This window comes from Streptomyces sp. CS113, assembly GCF_002188365.1.
Classification (GTDB): Bacteria; Actinomycetota; Actinomycetes; order Streptomycetales; family Streptomycetaceae; genus Streptomyces; species Streptomyces tendae.
Genome location: NZ_KZ195574.1, coordinates 3,207,327 through 3,223,732, shown reverse-complemented (window position 1 = coordinate 3,223,732; position 16,406 = coordinate 3,207,327). Strand labels below are relative to the sequence as shown.

At 71.5% G+C, this 16,406-nt stretch carries 15 protein-coding genes; 7 read left to right on the top strand and 8 right to left on the bottom strand.

Annotated elements, in window-relative coordinates; genetic code table 11:
• The first annotated feature begins 86 nt into the window (after positions 1-86).
• From B9W62_RS13855 to B9W62_RS13845, 3 genes are all read left to right on the top strand, one after another.
• Positions 87-773 carry a hypothetical protein gene (locus tag B9W62_RS13855; RefSeq protein WP_087807479.1) on the top strand — a complete coding sequence of 229 codons (687 nt, stop codon included), beginning with the start codon at positions 87-89 and terminating at the stop codon, positions 771-773.
• A 58-nt stretch (positions 774-831) separates the two neighbouring features.
• Complete coding sequence (locus B9W62_RS13850) at positions 832-1,707, top strand: LLM class flavin-dependent oxidoreductase (protein WP_087807478.1); 876 nt, start codon at positions 832-834, stop codon at positions 1,705-1,707.
• 116 nt (positions 1,708-1,823) lie between these two features.
• Positions 1,824-2,585 carry a class I SAM-dependent methyltransferase gene (locus B9W62_RS13845; RefSeq protein ID WP_087807477.1) on the top strand — a complete coding sequence of 254 codons (762 nt, stop codon included), beginning with the start codon at positions 1,824-1,826 and terminating at the stop codon, positions 2,583-2,585.
• Positions 2,586-2,664: 79 nt separating this feature from the next.
• On the opposite strand, the gene B9W62_RS13840 is transcribed toward B9W62_RS13845, so the two are convergent.
• Positions 2,665-3,882 (bottom strand): winged helix DNA-binding domain-containing protein, encoded by a 1,218-nt coding sequence (locus B9W62_RS13840; protein WP_087807476.1) that lies wholly within the window; start codon positions 3,880-3,882, stop codon positions 2,665-2,667.
• Between the two features lie 1,105 nt (positions 3,883-4,987).
• On the opposite strand from B9W62_RS13840, the gene B9W62_RS13830 reads away from it, so the two are divergent.
• From B9W62_RS13830 to B9W62_RS13820, 3 genes are all read left to right on the top strand, one after another.
• Positions 4,988-6,313: a PhoH family protein gene (locus B9W62_RS13830; protein ID WP_087807474.1), complete on the top strand. Its 1,326-nt coding sequence runs from the start codon at positions 4,988-4,990 to the stop codon at positions 6,311-6,313.
• Positions 6,314-6,759: 446 nt separating this feature from the next.
• Complete coding sequence (locus tag B9W62_RS13825) at positions 6,760-7,458, top strand: aggregation-promoting factor C-terminal-like domain-containing protein (protein WP_179235481.1); 699 nt, start codon at positions 6,760-6,762, stop codon at positions 7,456-7,458.
• 163 nt (positions 7,459-7,621) lie between these two features.
• Positions 7,622-9,076, top strand: a complete 1,455-nt coding sequence (locus B9W62_RS13820) for an AI-2E family transporter (protein WP_087807472.1) — start codon at positions 7,622-7,624, stop codon at positions 9,074-9,076.
• Positions 9,077-9,166: 90 nt separating this feature from the next.
• On the opposite strand, the gene B9W62_RS13815 is transcribed toward B9W62_RS13820, so the two are convergent.
• Both B9W62_RS13815 and B9W62_RS13810 read right to left on the bottom strand, forming a co-directional pair.
• Entirely contained in the window at positions 9,167-9,706 is a 540-nt protein-coding gene (locus B9W62_RS13815; protein ID WP_087807471.1) for an alkyl hydroperoxide reductase, read from the bottom strand.
• Positions 9,707-9,712: 6 nt separating this feature from the next.
• Positions 9,713-10,267, bottom strand: a complete 555-nt coding sequence (locus B9W62_RS13810; RefSeq protein WP_087807470.1) for a peroxiredoxin — start codon at positions 10,265-10,267, stop codon at positions 9,713-9,715.
• Between the two features lie 138 nt (positions 10,268-10,405).
• On the opposite strand from B9W62_RS13810, the gene B9W62_RS13805 reads away from it, so the two are divergent.
• Positions 10,406-11,344, top strand: coding sequence for a LysR substrate-binding domain-containing protein (locus B9W62_RS13805; protein ID WP_087807469.1), 939 nt, complete (start codon positions 10,406-10,408; stop codon positions 11,342-11,344).
• Between the two features lie 59 nt (positions 11,345-11,403).
• Here the strand turns inward: B9W62_RS13805 and B9W62_RS13800 are convergent, their stop codons facing one another.
• The 5 genes from B9W62_RS13800 to B9W62_RS13780 form a co-directional block, all read right to left on the bottom strand.
• Positions 11,404-13,746 (bottom strand): ABC transporter permease, encoded by a 2,343-nt coding sequence (locus tag B9W62_RS13800; protein ID WP_179235480.1) that lies wholly within the window; start codon positions 13,744-13,746, stop codon positions 11,404-11,406.
• A complete protein-coding gene (locus B9W62_RS13795) occupies positions 13,743-14,432 on the bottom strand; it encodes an ABC transporter ATP-binding protein (RefSeq protein WP_061442757.1) in 690 nt (229 codons plus the stop codon). Before B9W62_RS13795 ends, B9W62_RS13800 begins: the two co-directional genes overlap by 4 nt.
• Positions 14,429-14,953 (bottom strand): PadR family transcriptional regulator, encoded by a 525-nt coding sequence (locus tag B9W62_RS13790; protein WP_003973941.1) that lies wholly within the window; start codon positions 14,951-14,953, stop codon positions 14,429-14,431. Before B9W62_RS13790 ends, B9W62_RS13795 begins: the two co-directional genes overlap by 4 nt.
• 172 nt (positions 14,954-15,125) lie before the next feature.
• Complete coding sequence (locus B9W62_RS13785; RefSeq protein WP_087807468.1) at positions 15,126-15,404, bottom strand: type II toxin-antitoxin system antitoxin; 279 nt, start codon at positions 15,402-15,404, stop codon at positions 15,126-15,128.
• On the bottom strand, positions 15,401-16,339 hold the full coding sequence (locus B9W62_RS13780) for an SPFH domain-containing protein (protein WP_087807467.1): 939 nt from the start codon (positions 16,337-16,339) through the stop codon (positions 15,401-15,403). Before B9W62_RS13780 ends, B9W62_RS13785 begins: the two co-directional genes overlap by 4 nt.
• Positions 16,340-16,406: the final 67 nt, after the last annotated feature.

The window sequence follows — 16,406 nt, the reverse complement described above, 5'->3', positions numbered from 1 at the left end:
CACTTTGCCGACTGGGGTGCTACGCCCCATGACATCGAGCGTGGGCGACGCGCCGGCGTTTATCCCGTCAATCCTTGAGTCATGAGATGAGCCGTGCCGTGAGTTTCGCTGCGATCTTCGCGCATGAGTCGCTTCAGGACCCATACGCAGAACTGTGGTTCGCTGAACCCTCAGGTTTCACGTCCCTGCCCTTGACCGCTCTTCTCGCAGACCCGGACACGCCTGAGGCCGAGGTTCTGCACGCCGCCGCTGCGCCCCTCCTCGCGTCCGCCCCGCACGAAATGGCCCGACAGCAGTTCATCGCGCTCCTTGCCTCGGGACAGCGGATGCTGGGAGCGTTGCGCGAGGTCGGGACGGTGCACTGTTCGGTGGGTCTGCATCGTGACGACGTCGGCGGCGGCGTACTTCCGCTGTTCTCCATGTTCACCATCACCTGGCGGGACACCGCAACGGCTCCGCGTGCGGCGACCGCGGCCCGGGCCGTTGCCGCATCGGCCGGTCACCGGCAGTTCGAGTACCTCGAACTGCCCTGCGGCCCCCTCACCATCAGCGAGGTCCTGCGCCGTCCGGCTACGGACAGCGGGTTGGAGAGCGGGCTCCCCCAGCTTCCCCTCCTCCAGGTCCACGCTCACCTCCCGCACCCCGACTGCAAGCGGCTGGTCGTGTTGACGATCAGTAGTACCGCGGTCGCGCGTCGGGAGGAGTACCGGGCGTTGTTGAGGGGGATCGTCGAGACCGTTCGTTTCGAGGATCCGATGCGGGTGGCCTCGTAGGTCGCGTGGGCCCTGTAATCGTGTTGAGCGGGGCCTCGGTCGGAGGTAGGAAGACACCATGACTGGACTCGGTGCCGTATTCCGCCCCCAGCTCGCCCCCGAGCGGCTGCGTGCCGTGGCTCGTGTGGCCGACGAGGTGGGGCTCGAGGAGTTGTGGCTGTGGGAGGACTGCTTCCGTGAGGGCGGGATCTCCACGGCCGCCGCTGCCCTCGCGTGGACCGAGCGGGTGCGGGTCGGGGTCGGGCTGTTGCCCGTGCCCTTGCGGAACGTGGCCGTCACCGCGATGGAGGCCGCCACGCTGCACCGGATGTTCCCCGGCCGCGCCGTCCTCGGCGTGGGGCACGGGGTGCAGGACTGGATGGGGCAGGTCGGGGCGCGGGCCGAGTCGCCGCTCACGCTGCTGCGGGAGCATCTCGTCGCGCTGCGGGCGTTGTTGAGCGGGGAGCGGGTGACGACGAAGGGGCGCTACGTCCGGCTCGACGACGTCGCGCTCGACTGGCCGCCGGAGCGGGCCGTCGAGGTGCTCGCCGGCGCCACCGGGCCCCGTTCGCTGCGGCTGGCCGGTGAGGCCGCCGACGGGACCGTGCTCACCGCGAACACCCCGCCGGACGGGGTGCGGCGCGCCCGGCGACTCATCGACGAAGGGCGGGCGGCCGCCGGACGGACGGACGCGCACAAGATGGTCGTGTATCTCCTCGCCGCCACCGGCCCCGGCGCCGGTGAGCGACTCCGCAACGAGCTGGTCGGCGAAGGCGTCGGGGACGTCCCCGAGCTCGGAGCCGCCGGGGACGCGGAGGCCGTCGCCGACGCCGTGCGGCGGCTGGCCGAGGCCGGGGCCGACACCGTGATCCTTCAGCCGACCGGCGACGAGCCCGACCCGGAGGGATTCGTGCGGTTCGCCGCCGAGCGGGTCCGGCCCCTGGTGGGAGCGTAGTCATGTCCGCTCACCGGCCCTCCGATCGTTCCTCCGGTCGCTCATCGCACCGGCCCTCCGGTCGTCCCTCCGATCGTTCCTCGCAGCGTCCTGACCGCCGTACCTTCGATGACCTCGTGGCCGAAGGCGCCGCCGTTCCCACCGAAGGGTGGGACTTCTCCTGGTTCGAGGGGAGGGCCACCGAGGCGCGGCCGTCCTGGGGGTACGCGCGGTCCATGGGGGAGCGCCTGGCCGGGGCCACCGCCGTACTGGACGTGCAGACCGGGGGAGGGGAGGTGCTGGACTTCGCCCTCGCGGCCGCCGGGGCTCAGCGCGCCCCCCTCGTCGTCGCCACCGAGGGGTGGGAGCCCAACGTCGCGGAGGCCACCCGGCTGCTGCGACCGCGCGGCGTCCCGGTGGTCGCCTCGGCCGACGACGCGCCCCTGCCCTTCGCGGACGGCGCCTTCGACCTGGTCGTGAGCCGGCATCCCGTCGAGCCGCACTGGGACGAGGTCGCCCGTGTGCTCGCGCCCGGCGGCACCTATTTCGCCCAGCACGTCGGGCCCGCCAGCGTCTTCGAGCTGATCGAGTACTTCCTGGGGCCGCTGCCGGAGGAGAACCACCGGGCCCGTGACCCCGAGCGCGAGCGAGCCGGGGCCGAGGCGGCCGGGCTGGAGGTCGTGGAGCTGCGGACGGAACGGCTGCGGATGGAGTTCTTCGACGTCGGTGCCGTGGTCCACTTCCTGCGCAAGGTGGTGTGGATGGTGCCCGGGTTCACCGTAGAGGCGTACCGGGACCGGCTGCGCGAGCTGCACGAGCGCATCGAGGACGAGGGGCCCTTCGTCGCCCACAGCTCCCGTCATCTCTTCGACGTGCGCAAGCCGCAGGCCATGCCCTGATAGGCCGTGAGCCGTGACCCGACCCCGCCGAGGTCCCGGCCACCCGCCGCGGTCCCGGCCATCCGCCGTGGCCGCGGTCTCACGCGTGCGCCCCCACCGTCACCTCCCCGATCACCAGTTCCGCCGCCGCCTCCAGTACGGCACCCACCCGTTCCACGCGGTCCGCCAGCTCGCTTTCCTGCCGTGCCGTCAGGCGGCCCAGCGGCTCGACCGTGACCGTCGTACGCCGGCCCCGGCGGCGTTGGTGCCAGACGCCCGCCACGACCCCGTCCACCAGCAGCACGGGGAAGTTGCCCGCCTGCCCGCCCGCCAGCGCCCGCTGGTACGCGGCCCCGGGGAAGAGCAGCTCCCGCGGCTGCGCGGCGACGACGTACGCGTCGAAGTAGGGGAGCAGGCGCACACCCCGGGCCGTTTCGTCACGCTCCGCGGCGTCCGGGAAGACGGTGTCGCCGGCCACCACCCACGCCGGAGTGCCCTCGAAGCGGACCTCCTCGATCTCGCCCGCGGCGGCCAGCTCGGCGTAGCGGGCCTGCGCCCAGCCGGGCGGTGCGGCCAGCCAGCGGGCGAAGTGCTGCGGGGTCGCGGGTCCGTACGCGTACAGGTATCGGCGTACGAGGAGCCGGGACGCCTCCTCGGGCGGCAGCGGGGTGAAGCGGGGCGGGCGGGTGTACGTCACCCGGCGGCCGCGGTTCGGGCCGAAGGACAGGGCTCCGCACTGGCCGGCCCGGTGCAGGACCTGGCGCCAGCGGGGCCACATGGTCTGGAAGGCCGGCATGACCAGGTCGCCGGCCCAGGAGCCGGTGCGGGCGACGACCTCCTCGCCGAGTTCGTCGATGGTCAGGAAGGCGCCGTCGAGCGCGTCGGCGATCGCCGCCACGACCTGCTCGGTCTGCTCCCCCGTGAGGCGTACGCCGTTGGGAAAGCCGGCCGTGCGGTCCGGGATCGCGGGCAGGGCGGCGCACCACATCGGCAGGTCGCGGGCCGGCAGCAGGTGCACCGTGCCGCGCGGGCCGTGCGTCTTCACCAGCGAGGACGAGGGTGCGGGCGGTGGGGGAGGCGCAGGCGCGGCGGGTGGGGCGGTCGGCCACAGGGCCTCGCGTACGTCCGCGCGGGTCACGCCGTCGGTCCGCAGGCCCAGCGACAGCTCGGCCGCCGACAGTACCTGGGCGTGGACGCCGAGCATCGCGGCGGCCACGTCGGCTACGGGCGTGCCCGTTCGGGCGGGCATGGCCAGGAACTGCCGTTCGTGGCGCCGTGCGCTTGCCTCGGCCCAAGTGATCCCCGTGGTCTTCGTCATGAGGCGACGTTAGGTGAGAAGTAGGACAAGAACTGTCCTCTGTCGCCCGCTGTCACCCTCTGTCGCACCCTCGGCCGCTTCGGCCGTCCGGCGGGAGCGGAGAGAGGGATCTTTCGGGCTTAAAGGGCACACTTTCGCAAATGCCGGCGCGCTCGGAGGCGTGGTGTCGGTCACGCGTCGATCACCCGTCCATCACCAGTCAATCCTCACAGGGTTTCCACATCGTTATTCACCGTTGTCCTTCTCGGGTCGAACTCGGGCCACCTGGTCGCGTAAGTTCACACCCAGGTAATTCGCGTGAGCAAAGCTACGCGCGTGGCACCGCGCAGTGGAGGGGGCTGCGCGGTGCCGGATCAGGCGCCGGTCGCACGCCAGTCGCACGCCGGTCGAGCGGGACCGGGTGCCGGGTCAAGTCCGTGCAGGGCGGTGGCGTCACCCGGACGGGCGAAGCGGGATTCCGTGCCGCACGCCCGCCGTCGGCCCGGCCGGGTCACTCCCGTCACACGCGAATCGGCCGCCCGCCTGGAGATGCGGGGTGATTTGGCCACCGTTCGAGGCGGAATAAGGGGTTCCGTGGTCATCCGGGCGTCGCCGGGTGACTTCGGAGAGTAGTTGTGGCACGCCGATGCACGCAGCATCACTTACGAAGGGTTATGGTGGAAACCCCCCCTCGGGCCGGTCCGTATCCCCCCCCACGGACCGGCCCGTTTTTTCTGTCCTCCCGGGCGTCCCCACGAGCGGTACGCCCGTAACGAGGAGTTCACCGGTGCGCCGTCCTGTGTCGTGGCATGGCTGCGCTTGTTCGAGGGCATAAGCCAAGCAGGTCGACGCCCGAACCACGGGCGTCGGTTCTCAGCGGACGGCACGGAGCCGTCCGCCCGGGAGGCCCTTTGCACCAGCCCCACCGTGCGGTCACGGCACGGAAGACGCGGCGGAGGGCCGGTCCACGGCCCGCGCCAGTGCAGGGCGGCCCTCGACCGGCCGGCTCGTTACGGCCCGCCCGGCGCGGCTCGTTCCCGCCTTCCCGGCGCGGCCCGTTTCCGCCCTCCCGGCCCAGCGTCCACTCCGTCGCTCCCCGACCTCTTCCGAGGGGGTACGTCCTTCCGTGGTGACCAGCACAAAGCGCCACAAGCCCGACAGGCGCACCTACGTTCTCGACACCAGCGTCCTGCTGGCCGACCCGAACGCCCTGAGCCGCTTCGACGAGCACGAGGTCGTGCTCCCCATCGTCGTGGTGACGGAGTTGGAGGCCAAACGGCACCATCCCGAACTCGGGTACTTCGCCCGGCAGGCCCTGCGCCTGCTCGACGAGTTCCGGGTGCGGCACGGTCGCCTCGACGCCCCCATCCCGATCGGGGACCTCGGCGGTACCGTCCGTGTCGAGCTCAACCACTCGGACCCCAGCGTGCTGCCCACCGGCTACCGCCTGGGGGACAACGACTCCCGCATCCTCGCGGTCGCCCGCAATCTCCAGGCGGAGGGATTCGACGTCACCGTCGTCTCCAAGGACCTGCCGCTCAGGATCAAGGCGTCCTCCGTCGGACTCCTCGCCGAGGAGTACCGCGCCGAGCTGGCCATCACGGACGCCTCCGGCTGGACCGGGATGTCCGAACTCACCCTGCCGGGCGAGCAGGTGGACGTGCTCTTCGAGGAAGGCCGGGTCTACGTCCCCGAGGCCGCCGGCCTGCCCGTGCACACCGGTCTGACCATCCAGTCGGAGCGCGGCAAGGCGCTCGGCCGGGTCACGCCCGACGGGAACGTGCGGCTGGTGCGCGGCGACCGGGAGGCGTTCGGCATCAAGGGCCGCAGCGCCGAGCAGCGGATCGCGCTCGACCTGCTCCTCGACCCGGACGTCGGCATCGTGTCGATGGGCGGCCGGGCCGGCACCGGCAAGTCGGCGCTCGCGCTGTGCGCGGGGCTGGAGGCCGTGCTGGAGCGCCGGCAGCACCAGAAGGTGATGGTCTTCCGTCCGCTGTACGCGGTGGGCGGGCAGGAGCTCGGCTATCTGCCCGGCTCCGAGGCCGAGAAGATGAGCCCCTGGGCGCAGGCGGTCTTCGACACGCTGTCGGCCGTCACCAGCCGGGAGGTCATCGAGGAGGTGACCGCCCGCGGGATGCTGGAGGTGCTGCCGCTCACCCACATCCGGGGGCGCTCGCTGCACGACGCGTTCGTCATCGTCGACGAGGCCCAGTCGCTCGAGCGGAACGTCCTGCTGACCGTGCTGTCCCGGATCGGGGCCAACTCGCGGGTCGTACTCACCCACGACGTGGCACAACGGGACAATCTGCGGGTGGGCCGGTACGACGGAGTCGTCGCCGTCGTCGAGAAGCTGAAGGGGCATCCCCTCTTCGCGCACGTCACCCTGACGCGCTCCGAGAGGTCCCAGATCGCGGCGCTCGTGACCGAAATGCTGGAGGACGGTCACATCTGACGCTTCCGTGAAGTCCGACCCGTGAAGGGTCGATTGCCCGCAGGAAGGCCGGTTACCCGTCAGTTCGGCGCCGTCCGGAAAGGCCCAGAGCCTAGCCGGGCGGCGCCTCGGCGTGTGCGGATTTCCGAGAATCCCGTGGGCCAAACGGGATGTGAGCTTTCACACGCAACACGGAATTGCCTCACCCGCCGGGTTACGGCAGAGTCTCATTCCTGTCAGGCCCCGCATACGACACAGGCGTACCCCCAGCGGTACGGCGCCCCAGAAGCACCAGATCCAACTCCATAGCAGAGTCGTATGCCGCCCGAGCACCACGCGGCGCTCCCGCCGAGGGAGTTGTCCACCGGGCCCGTGCCTCCCGTGACCCGTAGTTGGGGAGGCCAGTGCCAGGGGCACGATTGCGTCCGCGAGGGTCACCGAAGCGGGCGATGCTGGAAGGAAACCGTGTGAGCCGGATCTCGGTCCGGGGATTCGCAGTGGCCTCGGCCACGGCGGTCACCGCCGTCGGAAGCGTCGTCGGAGTTGCCTCGGGCAGCGTCGCGCAGAGCAACGACGACGCGGAGGCGACGGCAGCAGGCACGACCCTGCTCGCCGACATCCCCATGGGTGAGCAGGCGCAGGTGCAGACCGCGTCCCTGACGCAGCAGGCCGACGTGCAGGCCATCGCCGCGGACGCGAGCGCCAAGAAGGACGCCGAGGAGGCGGCCCGCAAGGCAGCCGCCAAGACCGCCGTGGACAAGCAGGAGAAGGCCAAGAAGGCGGCCCAAGCGGCGAAGCAGCGCGAGGAGGCGAAGGAAGCGGCCAGCCGCGACGCCAAGCGCGAGTCGACCAGCTTCGCCGTCCAGAGCTCCTACAGCACCGGCCAGATCCAGGCGATGGCCCGTCAGATGGTGCCCAGCGGCCAGTTCCAGTGCTTCAGCAACATCGTGAACCACGAGTCCAGCTGGAACTACCAGGCCGTCAACCCCTCCTCCGGTGCCTACGGCCTCTTCCAGGCCCTGCCCGCGGGCAAGTACGCCTCCGCGGGCGCCGACTGGCGGACCAACCCGGCCACCCAGATCAAGTGGGGCCTCAGCTACATGGACAACCGCTACGGCAGCCCGTGCGAGGCCTGGACCTTCTGGCAGGCCAACCACTGGTACTGAGCCCGCCGTCCGCCCGTCGTCCCCGTCGGCGCGGCCCACGCTCAACCCCGCGCAGCCCCTCACCGTCCTAGGGTGAGGGGCTTTCGCGCTCCTGCCATGTACGGTCGGACCGGTACGACTCCAGGGGGGAGTGGTGGGGAAAGACGGGGGAAGAGGACGGATCATGTCACGAGTGCCAGGGTGGCTCGGCCGGGTCGGCGCCGGACTGACCCGTATGAGCGAGCGGTTGGAGCAGCGCCGGGAGGAAGCGCGGCGGGACGACGACGCCGACGACGGACCGGTGACCCACTCCGGCCACGCGCGACGCCCCCTGGACGACCCGGCCGCGTACCCGACCGAGGGACCCATCGAGGGACCGACCGAGGAGGGTGCGGGCGCGGAGCACACCCGGGCGTCCCGTTCCGTCGTGGTCGTCGACCGTCCCGACCCGGCGCAGGCCGTGCCCTGGGGAGTACGGGTGGCCGCGGAGGCCGGCTGGCGGCTGCTGGTGCTCGCGGGCACCGTGTGGGTGCTGATGCGGGTCATCAGCGCCGTACAACTGGTGGTGCTGGCCTTCGTGGCCGCGCTGCTGATCACCGCGCTGCTCCAGCCGGCCGTGGCGTGGCTGCGCCGGCACGGGGTGCCGCGGGGGCCGGCCACCGCGCTGACCGCCATCCTCGGCTTCGTGATCATGGGCCTGATCGGCTGGTTCGTCACCTGGCAGGTGATGGAGAACATCGACAACCTCTCCGACCAGGTCCAGGATGGCATCGACGAACTGCGCAACTGGCTGCTGAACAGCCCGTTCCACGTCACCGACAAGCAGATCAACGAGATCGCCAAGAACCTGCGCGACGCGGTCGGCGCCAACACCGACCAGATCACGTCGGCCGGGCTGGAGGGCGTCACGGTCGTCGTCGAGGCGCTCACCGGCATCCTGCTGGCCGCCTTCTCGACGCTCTTCCTGCTCTACGACGGCAAGCGCATCTGGCAGTGGTCGCTGAAGCTGGTGCCCGCGGCCGCCCGGCCGGGCGTGGCCGGGGCCGGCCCGCGCGCGTGGCGGACACTGACCGCCTATGTGCGGGGCACGGTGATCGTCGCGCTGATCGACGCCATCTTCATCGGCCTCGGCATCTACTTCCTGGACGTGCCGATGGCCGTCCCGCTGGCCGTGTTCATCTTCCTGTTCGCCTTCATCCCGCTCGTCGGCGCGGTGGTGTCGGGCGCCCTCGCGGTCGTCGTGGCGCTGGTGACGCAGGGCGTGTTCGCGGCGGTCATGACGCTCGTCGTGGTGCTGGCGGTGCAGCAGATCGAGGGGCACATCCTCCAGCCGTTCATCCTCGGGCGCGCCGTGCGGGTCCATCCGCTGGCGGTGGTGCTGTCGGTGGCCGCCGGCGGCATGGTGGCCGGCATCGGCGGCGCCGTGGTCGCCGTGCCGCTGGTGGCGGTGACCAACACCGTCGTGGGCTATCTGCGGGCGTACTCGCGGGAGGCCGCCCTGCGGCAGACGCCCAGGCCGCACGGTGCCACCTCCTCCGACGCCGCTCCCGCGGCCGACCGGCCTCCGGGGCCGCCGAAGACCCCGGAGCCGCAGGATCCCCCGGCCGACGGCCCGCCGTCGGACCCCTCCCCGGCGTAGCGACGCGAACGGGCCCCGCTCACCTCTCGGTGAGCGGGGCCCGTGCCGTGTGCGCCGCGCCGGGACGAATCCCGCGCGGGCACAGGGGGACTACTGGGCGTCGGCCAGGACCGCCTCGGCGTCCAGCGTGACGCCGACGGCCTCGACCACGGCGGCGATCTTGAACGCCTCCTGGATCGTCTCGCGGTCCACCCCGGCCTTGCGGAGCACCTGCTCGTGCGAGTCCAGGCACATGCCGCAGCCGTTGATGGCGGACACCGCGAAGGACCACAGCTCGAAGTCGGCCTTGTCGACGCCCGGGTTGCCGATGACGTTCATCCGCAGACCGGCGCGCAGGGTGCCGTACTCGTGGTCCGACAGCAGGTGCCGGGTGCGGTAGAAGACGTTGTTCATCGCCATGACGGCGGCGGCCGACTTGGCGGCCGAGTACGCCTCGGGCGAGAGGTTCGCCTTGGCCTCCGGCTCCAGCTCGCGCAGCACGATCGGGGAGCGCGAGGCGATGGCGGTCGCCAGCACGGTGCCCCACAGCTGCTGCGCCGGGAGGTCGGAGTTGCCGATGACCGAACCCAGGTTGAGTTTCAGGTCCTTGGCGTAGTCCGGGACGGCGGACTTCAGGGAGTCGAGGGACATGTCAGCTCACTCTCCCGAAAGCAGCGCGACCGGGTCCAGGGTCTCGTCGCCCTTGCTCCAGTTGCACGGGCAGAGCTCGTCGGTCTGGAGGGCGTCGAGGACCCGCAGGACCTCCTTGGGGTTACGGCCGACGGAGCCGGCGGTGACCATCGTGAACTGGATCTCGTTGTTCTGGTCCACGATGAAGACGGCGCGCTGCGCGAAGCCGTCCTCGCCCTCGATGCCGAGGTCGCGCATGAGCTCGTGCTTCGAGTCGGCCAGCATCGGGAAGGGCAGGTCGGTCAGGTCCGGGTGGTCCTTGCGCCAGGCGTGGTGCACGAACTCGGAGTCGCCGGAGAAGCCGAGGATCTGGGCGTCACGGTCGGCGAACTCGTCGTTCAGCTTGCCGAAGGCGGCGATCTCGGTCGGGCACACGAAGGTGAAGTCCTTGGGCCACGCGAAGACGACCTTCCACTGACCCTCGTAGGTCTTGTGGTTGATCTGCTGGAACTCCTCGCCCTTCTCCAGCGAGACGCAGGCGGTCAGGTCGAACTCGGGGAACTTGTCACCGACAGTGAGCACGCGCTCTCCAAAAAGTGCAGCGAGAAAACACCCATATTGCGAGTGTTTCCCATGGGTTGGACGTCAGTGATGCTGGCACAGAGTGCATTGATTAGTGAAATAGCTACAATCGGTCGAGTTGATCGGAGGTGGCTATTAGTGTCCAGTAAGAAGAGGCAGCCCAGCCTCGCCCAGCTGCGGGCTTTCGACGCGGTCGCCGAGCACCTGCATTTCCGCGACGCCGCCGCCGCGATCGGCATGAGCCAGCCGGCGCTCTCCGGCGCCGTCTCCGCCCTGGAGGAGGCACTGGGTGTCACCCTCCTGGAGCGTACGACGCGCAAGGTGCTGCTCTCGCCGGCCGGGGAACGGCTGGCGGTGCGGACCAAGGCGGTCCTGGCGGAGGTCGGCGCGCTCCTCGAGGAGGCGGAGGCGGTCCGGGCGCCCTTCACCGGCGCGCTGCGGCTCGGCGTCATCCCGACCGTGGCGCCGTACCTGCTGCCGACGGTGCTGCGCCTCGTCCACGACCGCTACCCCGACCTCGACCTCCAGGTCCACGAGGAGCAGACCGCCAGCCTGTTGGAGGGCCTGACGACCGGCCGCCTCGACCTGCTGCTGCTCGCGGTCCCCCTCGGGGTTCCCGGCGTCACCGAACTCCCCCTCTTCGACGAGGACTTCGTCCTGGTCACGCCGCTCGACCACCGGCTCGGCGGCCGGGAGGGCATCGAGCGCTCGGTGCTGCGCGAGCTGAAGCTGCTGCTGCTCGACGAGGGCCACTGCCTGCGCGACCAGGCGCTCGACATCTGCCGCGAGGCCGGCCGCGCGGGCGTCCCGGCGACGACGACGGCCGCCGGTCTGTCGACGCTGGTGCAGCTGGTGGCGGGCGGCCTCGGGGTGACGCTGCTGCCGCGCACCGCCGTCCGGGTGGAGACCTCCCGCTCCAGCCAGCTCCTCACCGCGTCCTTCACCGACCCGGCCCCCACCCGCCGTATCGCCCTCGCCATGCGCACCGGCGCGGCCCGCTCGGCGGAGTACGAGGAACTGGCGGCGGCCCTGCGGGAGGCGATGGCGGACCTGCCGGTCCGCACGGTGCACGACTGAGGGGCCGGGCGACCGCCCGGTCCGGCGGTCCCTCGGCCCCTCGGCGACGCCCGGGCGGGTTACTCCGTGCGCAGCCCCTCCGGCCGCATCAGCCGCAGCAGCGGCGGCAGGCTGCACAGCGTCACCACCAGGACGACCGCGGCACCGATGCCGGTCATGGACAGGACGCCGGTCCAGTCGACGTGCACCGGGGTGCTCGTCATCTTCAGCAGCACCGTGCCCAGGGCCAGGCCCACCGCGGAGGCGAGGAGCAGGCCGAGCACGATCGGGATCGCCGTCTGCCACAGGACCGACAGGCTGAGCGTGCGGCGCCGGGTGCCGAAGGCGACCAGCGCCGACAGCAGCTTCTTGCGCTCGCGCAGCTGCTCCAGCTGCGAGACCAGCAGACTGGCGCCGATCAGGGCCAGCACACACGCCGCGCCGACGAACAGACCGGTGCGGATGGCGTCGAACCGGTCCGTCCGCTCCGTCGCCGCCCAGGTCACGGTGGACGCCAGCGGGTCGATGCCGGTCGTGGTGTTGCGCACCAGCTCGTGCACGTCGGGCACCGACTCGTCCAGCTTGAGGTAGGCGTGCCCGTCCAGCGCCGGCACGAGTGCGTCCGGCAGTGCCTTCGGCGTGATCAGGAAGCCTCCCGTGTCGATCCCGCCCACCAGACTCGGCCGGGGCTTGGCCTTCTTGATGCCCTGCGGCACCGTCCAGGGGATCTCCAGGCTCTTCGGGCCGCCCTCGTAGGACGGGTCCGCGTACAGCTTCCGGCCGGGCGCGGCGAGCTTCGCCATGTCCTCCCCGGTGTCCCACTCGGCACCGTGCACGGCGAACACGTCCCCGTCCGCGCACGAGGTCAGCCTGGCGACCTCCCGCAGCGACGCGCAGTCGCCCACGGTGACCGTCGAGCCGTGGTCCGGGTCCTGGGCACTGCTGCCCAGATAGCCCTCGGAGTAGGCGTAGACCGCCGCCACGCCCTTGGTGTCGCGGTACTTCTCGGCCGCCGGGGCGATCGGGACCCCGGTCGGCAGCTGCGCCTCCATCTGCGCCCGCGACACGTCCTGCCCGGTGGACTTGGTGTAGTCGTCGTCCACCCCGGCGAACAGCATCTGAAGCGCGATCGCCCCGGCGACGGCCACCGCGATGCCGTTGACCATACGGGCGGCCGTACCGCTGCTCAGCTGCAACCTGCGCACGGCCAGCTGCCAGGCCACGCCGCCGGAGCCGAGCCGGGCGACGGTGCTCTCCACGACCCACGGCAGCAGCGCGGTCACGCCCACCAGGAGCAGGACGACACCACCGGTCACCAGGTACTGGTTGAAGTCGCCGTTCTCGCGGCCGTTGCCGATCATCGGGTAGAGCATCGCCAGGCCGGCCAGCGGCAGGATCAGCCGCCACCACAGCTGGCGCCGGGCCGGCCGGCCCGCGCGCACCACGCCGAGCGGCTCGATCACCACCCCGCGCAGCGCGAACAGCGTCACCAGCACCGCCGCCGCCGGGACCGCCACCGCGACCAGCAGGGCCAGCAGCGGCGAGGGATTGAGATAGCTGGGGAACACGCTGATGCGGAACACCTCGGCGCTGCCCGCCAGTTGCCGCCCGACCATGAAGAACCCGGCGCCGAAGAGCAGCCCGAGCACCGCGCCGGCCAGGGCCTCACCGGCGGCGATGCGCCGGGTCATGCGGCTGTCGGAGCCCACCAGCCGCAGCGCCGCGAGCCGCCGGTCCCGCCGCTCGCCGCCGAACCGCACGGCGGCGGCGATGAACACCGCGACCGGCATCAGCAGCACCACGAAGACGACGAGGATCAGCAGGAGCAGCACCGGGTCGGACTGCTCCTCGCCCGGCTCCGGGTCGCCGAACCGGTCGACGCGCTCGACCCGGCCCGGGGTGATGTGCTCGGCGAGCCCTTCCGCGCCCCGGTAGTAGGCGAGTTCGGCCGAGCCGATCAGCCCGCTCTCCCCGATCGTGCCGACGATCCGGTCCGCCAGCCGCTCGCGCAGCAGCGCGCCGGAGTCCGACTCCAGCAGCTTCTTCAGCGCGGGGGAGACCACCATCTCGCCCACGGCCGGGAACTTGTCCACTCCCGGCGGCAGCGGTGCCCGCGGCCCCTCGGGCTCCAGGGCCCGGCCCCGGACGGTGTCGTCGCGGAAGTCCTCGTCGAGGTCGGCGACCACGAGTGTGTCGTTCGCCTTCGGCATCGTGTCGATGGCGAAGGCGATGTCGGAGCGCGCCGCCTCCCGCTCGTGCCGGACGGAGAGCGCGTTCGGGATCGCCGTCGTCAGCAGGAGCAGGGCCACGCCGAGCCCGACGCCGACGGCGGTCAGCACGGCCCGGGTCCAGCCCTCGCGGCCGCCGGTGAAGGCGAAGCGGACGCCCAGCGTCAGGTCGGCCGCCCACTGGCGCACGCTCATACGACCCGCTCCATGTCCCTGGACTTGCCGTCCCGTACGACGATCTCGCGGTCGGAGTAGGCGGCCACCCGTGCCTCGTGCGTGACCAGCACGACCGCGGCGTTGGTGGAGCGGGCGGCGTCCGTGAGGAGCTCCATCACGCGCTCGCCGTTGAGGGAGTCCAGCGCGCCGGTCGGCTCGTCCGCGAAGAGCACCCGCGGGTTGGTGACCAGCGAGCGCGCCACCGCGACCCGCTGCCCCTGGCCACCGGAGACCTCGCCGGGCCGCTTCTTCCTGAGGTCGTCGACCTCCAGCCGCTCCATCCAGGTCAGCGCGGCCCGCTCGGCCTCCTTGCGGGAGGTGCCGTTCAGGCGCAGCGGCAGCGCGACGTTCTCGACACAGGTCAGCTCCGGCACCAACTGGCCGAACTGGAACACGAACCCGAAGTCCGAGCGGCGCAGCGCACTGCGCTGGGCGTCGGACATCGCCGACAGCTCCCGACCGTTGTACGTGATCGTCCCGGAGTCGGGCGTCACGATGCCGGCGAGGCAGTGCAGCAGCGTGGACTTGCCGGACCCGGAGGGGCCCATCACGGCGACGACCTCGCCGGGGTGGATGGAGAACTCGGCGCCGTCGAGGGCGAGGGTGGGGCCGTAGGCCTTGCGGAGCTGGTCCGCCGAGAGCAGGGAGCCTGCGGGGGGAGTCATCGGGTTACCGCCTCACGGAGCTTGTCGAGGCGCGCGGCGGTCAGTTCCAGCCAGCGCAGGTCGGCCTCGAGATGGAACAGGGCGTGGTCGCAGATGAGCTGGTCGGCGAGATCGCCCTTGCGCTTGCGGTCGGTGAGGATGCGCATGCTGCGCAGGTGCTCCGAACGCTGGGTGTCGAGGATGTCGGCGGCGTCGCGGTGGGTGAGCAGCGCGAGGACGACCTTGGTGTACAGCGTCGACTGGAGGTACGGCTCGGGCTTCTCCGGCGTGGCGAGCCACCGCTGTACGTCGGTGATCCCCTCGTCGGTGATCGCGTACCGCTTGCGCTCGGGACCGCCGCCCGCCTCGATGCCGTCGACCACCACGAGGCCGTTCTTCAGCAGGCGGGACATCGTCGAGTAGACCTGGCCGTAGTGCAGCGGCCGGTCGTGACCGAACTTCTCGTCGAAGGCGCGCTTGAGGTCGTAACCGTGGCGCGGCCCGGACTCAAGGAGCCCCAGGAGGGTGTGACCGATGGACATGCGGAGCACTCTACACACGGTGTATACGCCCTATGTATACGCACCGTGCAGAGGTCGTGGCGAGGCGTTCACCAAGGCCACGGCGCCGCAGGTCGGAGGCGATTGTCACGGTTCCGCTACGACGGAGGCCGCACCTCCGCATCGCTGCGGTGGTGCGGCCCGCGCGGTGCGGTCACGGTGGTGGCGCGGCCCCCGGGCCGCCGCCCCTCGGCGGGCGGCCGCGGCGCGGCAGTGGCCCGGTGTCGCCGGGCAGCCGGCCGGCCTCCGCCAGCGCCCTGCGGAGCAGGAACTCGATCTGGGCGTTGGCCGAGCGCAGTTCGTCGCCCGCCCAGCGGGCCAGTGCCTCGTACACCTGCGGGTCGAGCCGCAGCAGCACCTGCTTGCGCTGCCGCGGCCGACGCGCCGGTGCCGGGTCCTCGGACGGCGCGGAACCCTCGGGCGGGGTGGTCACTGGTAGAGCGTCCCCGTGTTCAGGACCGGCTGGGCGGCGCGGTCCCCGCAGAGCACGACCATCAGGTTGGACACCATCGCCGCCTTGCGTTCGTCGTCCATCTCCACGATGCCCTGCTCGCTGATCCGGGCGAGCGCCGCCTCGACCATGCCGACCGCGCCGTCCACGATCTGCCGCCGCGCCGCGACCACCGCGCCGGCCTGCTGGCGCTGGAGCATCGCCGAGGCGATCTCCGGCGCGTACGCGAGGTGCGTGAAGCGGGACTCGATGATCTGCACCCCGGCCGCCTCCACGCGCGCGTGCAGCTCGACGGCGAGCTTCTCGGTGATCTCCTCGGCGTTGCCGCGCAGCGAGAGGCCGTCCTCGTCGTGGGCGTCGTAGGGGTACTCGATGGCGATGTGCCGCACGGCCGCCTCGGTCTGGGTGGAGACGAACTCGATGTAGTCGTCCACCTCGAACGTGGCCTGCGCGGTGTCCTCCACCCGCCACACCACGACCGCCGCCAGCTCGATCGGGTTGCCGTAGGCGTCGTTGACCTTCAGGACGGCCGTCTCGTGGTTGCGCACCCGCGTCGAGATCTTGGTGCGGGAGGTGAAGGGGTTGACCCAGCGCAGGCCGTCCTGCCGGATCGTCCCCCGGTAGCGCCCGAAGAGCTGCACCACGCGGGCCTCGCCCGGCGCCACCATGTTCAGCCCGCACATCGCGAGGAAGGCGGCCAGGGCGATCACGATGCCCGCGATGATCAGCGCCGCCTTCCCGCCGGTGGAGGCGACCGCGGTCGCGGTGACGATCAGGCCGGCGCCGACCAGCAGCCCGACCAGCCCCAGCAGCAGCGCGAAGCCGCCGCCGATGCTGTGTGCCTGGTTCTCGCGCACCCGGGGTGTCGGCATCTCGGGCACATCGGCGGTGACCTGCGGGGCATCGTGCGTGGACATGGGTGGTCTCCCGTTCTCTCTTTGCTCACTAAGTGATATCACTTTACCCGCCGATCACAACCTTGAA

Excerpts from the sequence above, each read along its gene's own strand:
- B9W62_RS13855 (WP_087807479.1), top strand. The coding sequence starts at position 87 with ATGAGCCGTGCCGTGAGTTTCGCTGCGATCTTCGCGCATGAGTCGCTT.
- B9W62_RS13850 (WP_087807478.1), top strand. The coding sequence starts at position 832 with ATGACTGGACTCGGTGCCGTATTCCGCCCCCAGCTCGCCCCCGAGCGG.
- B9W62_RS13840 (WP_087807476.1), bottom strand. The coding sequence starts at position 3,882 with ATGACGAAGACCACGGGGATCACTTGGGCCGAGGCAAGCGCACGGCGC.
- B9W62_RS13820 (WP_087807472.1), top strand. The coding sequence starts at position 7,622 with ATGTCACGAGTGCCAGGGTGGCTCGGCCGGGTCGGCGCCGGACTGACC.
- B9W62_RS13815 (WP_087807471.1), bottom strand. The coding sequence starts at position 9,706 with ATGTCCCTCGACTCCCTGAAGTCCGCCGTCCCGGACTACGCCAAGGAC.
- B9W62_RS13800 (WP_179235480.1), bottom strand. The coding sequence starts at position 13,746 with ATGAGCGTGCGCCAGTGGGCGGCCGACCTGACGCTGGGCGTCCGCTTC.
- B9W62_RS13795 (WP_061442757.1), bottom strand. The coding sequence starts at position 14,432 with ATGACTCCCCCCGCAGGCTCCCTGCTCTCGGCGGACCAGCTCCGCAAG.
- B9W62_RS13790 (WP_003973941.1), bottom strand. The coding sequence starts at position 14,953 with ATGTCCATCGGTCACACCCTCCTGGGGCTCCTTGAGTCCGGGCCGCGC.
- B9W62_RS13780 (WP_087807467.1), bottom strand. The coding sequence starts at position 16,339 with ATGTCCACGCACGATGCCCCGCAGGTCACCGCCGATGTGCCCGAGATG.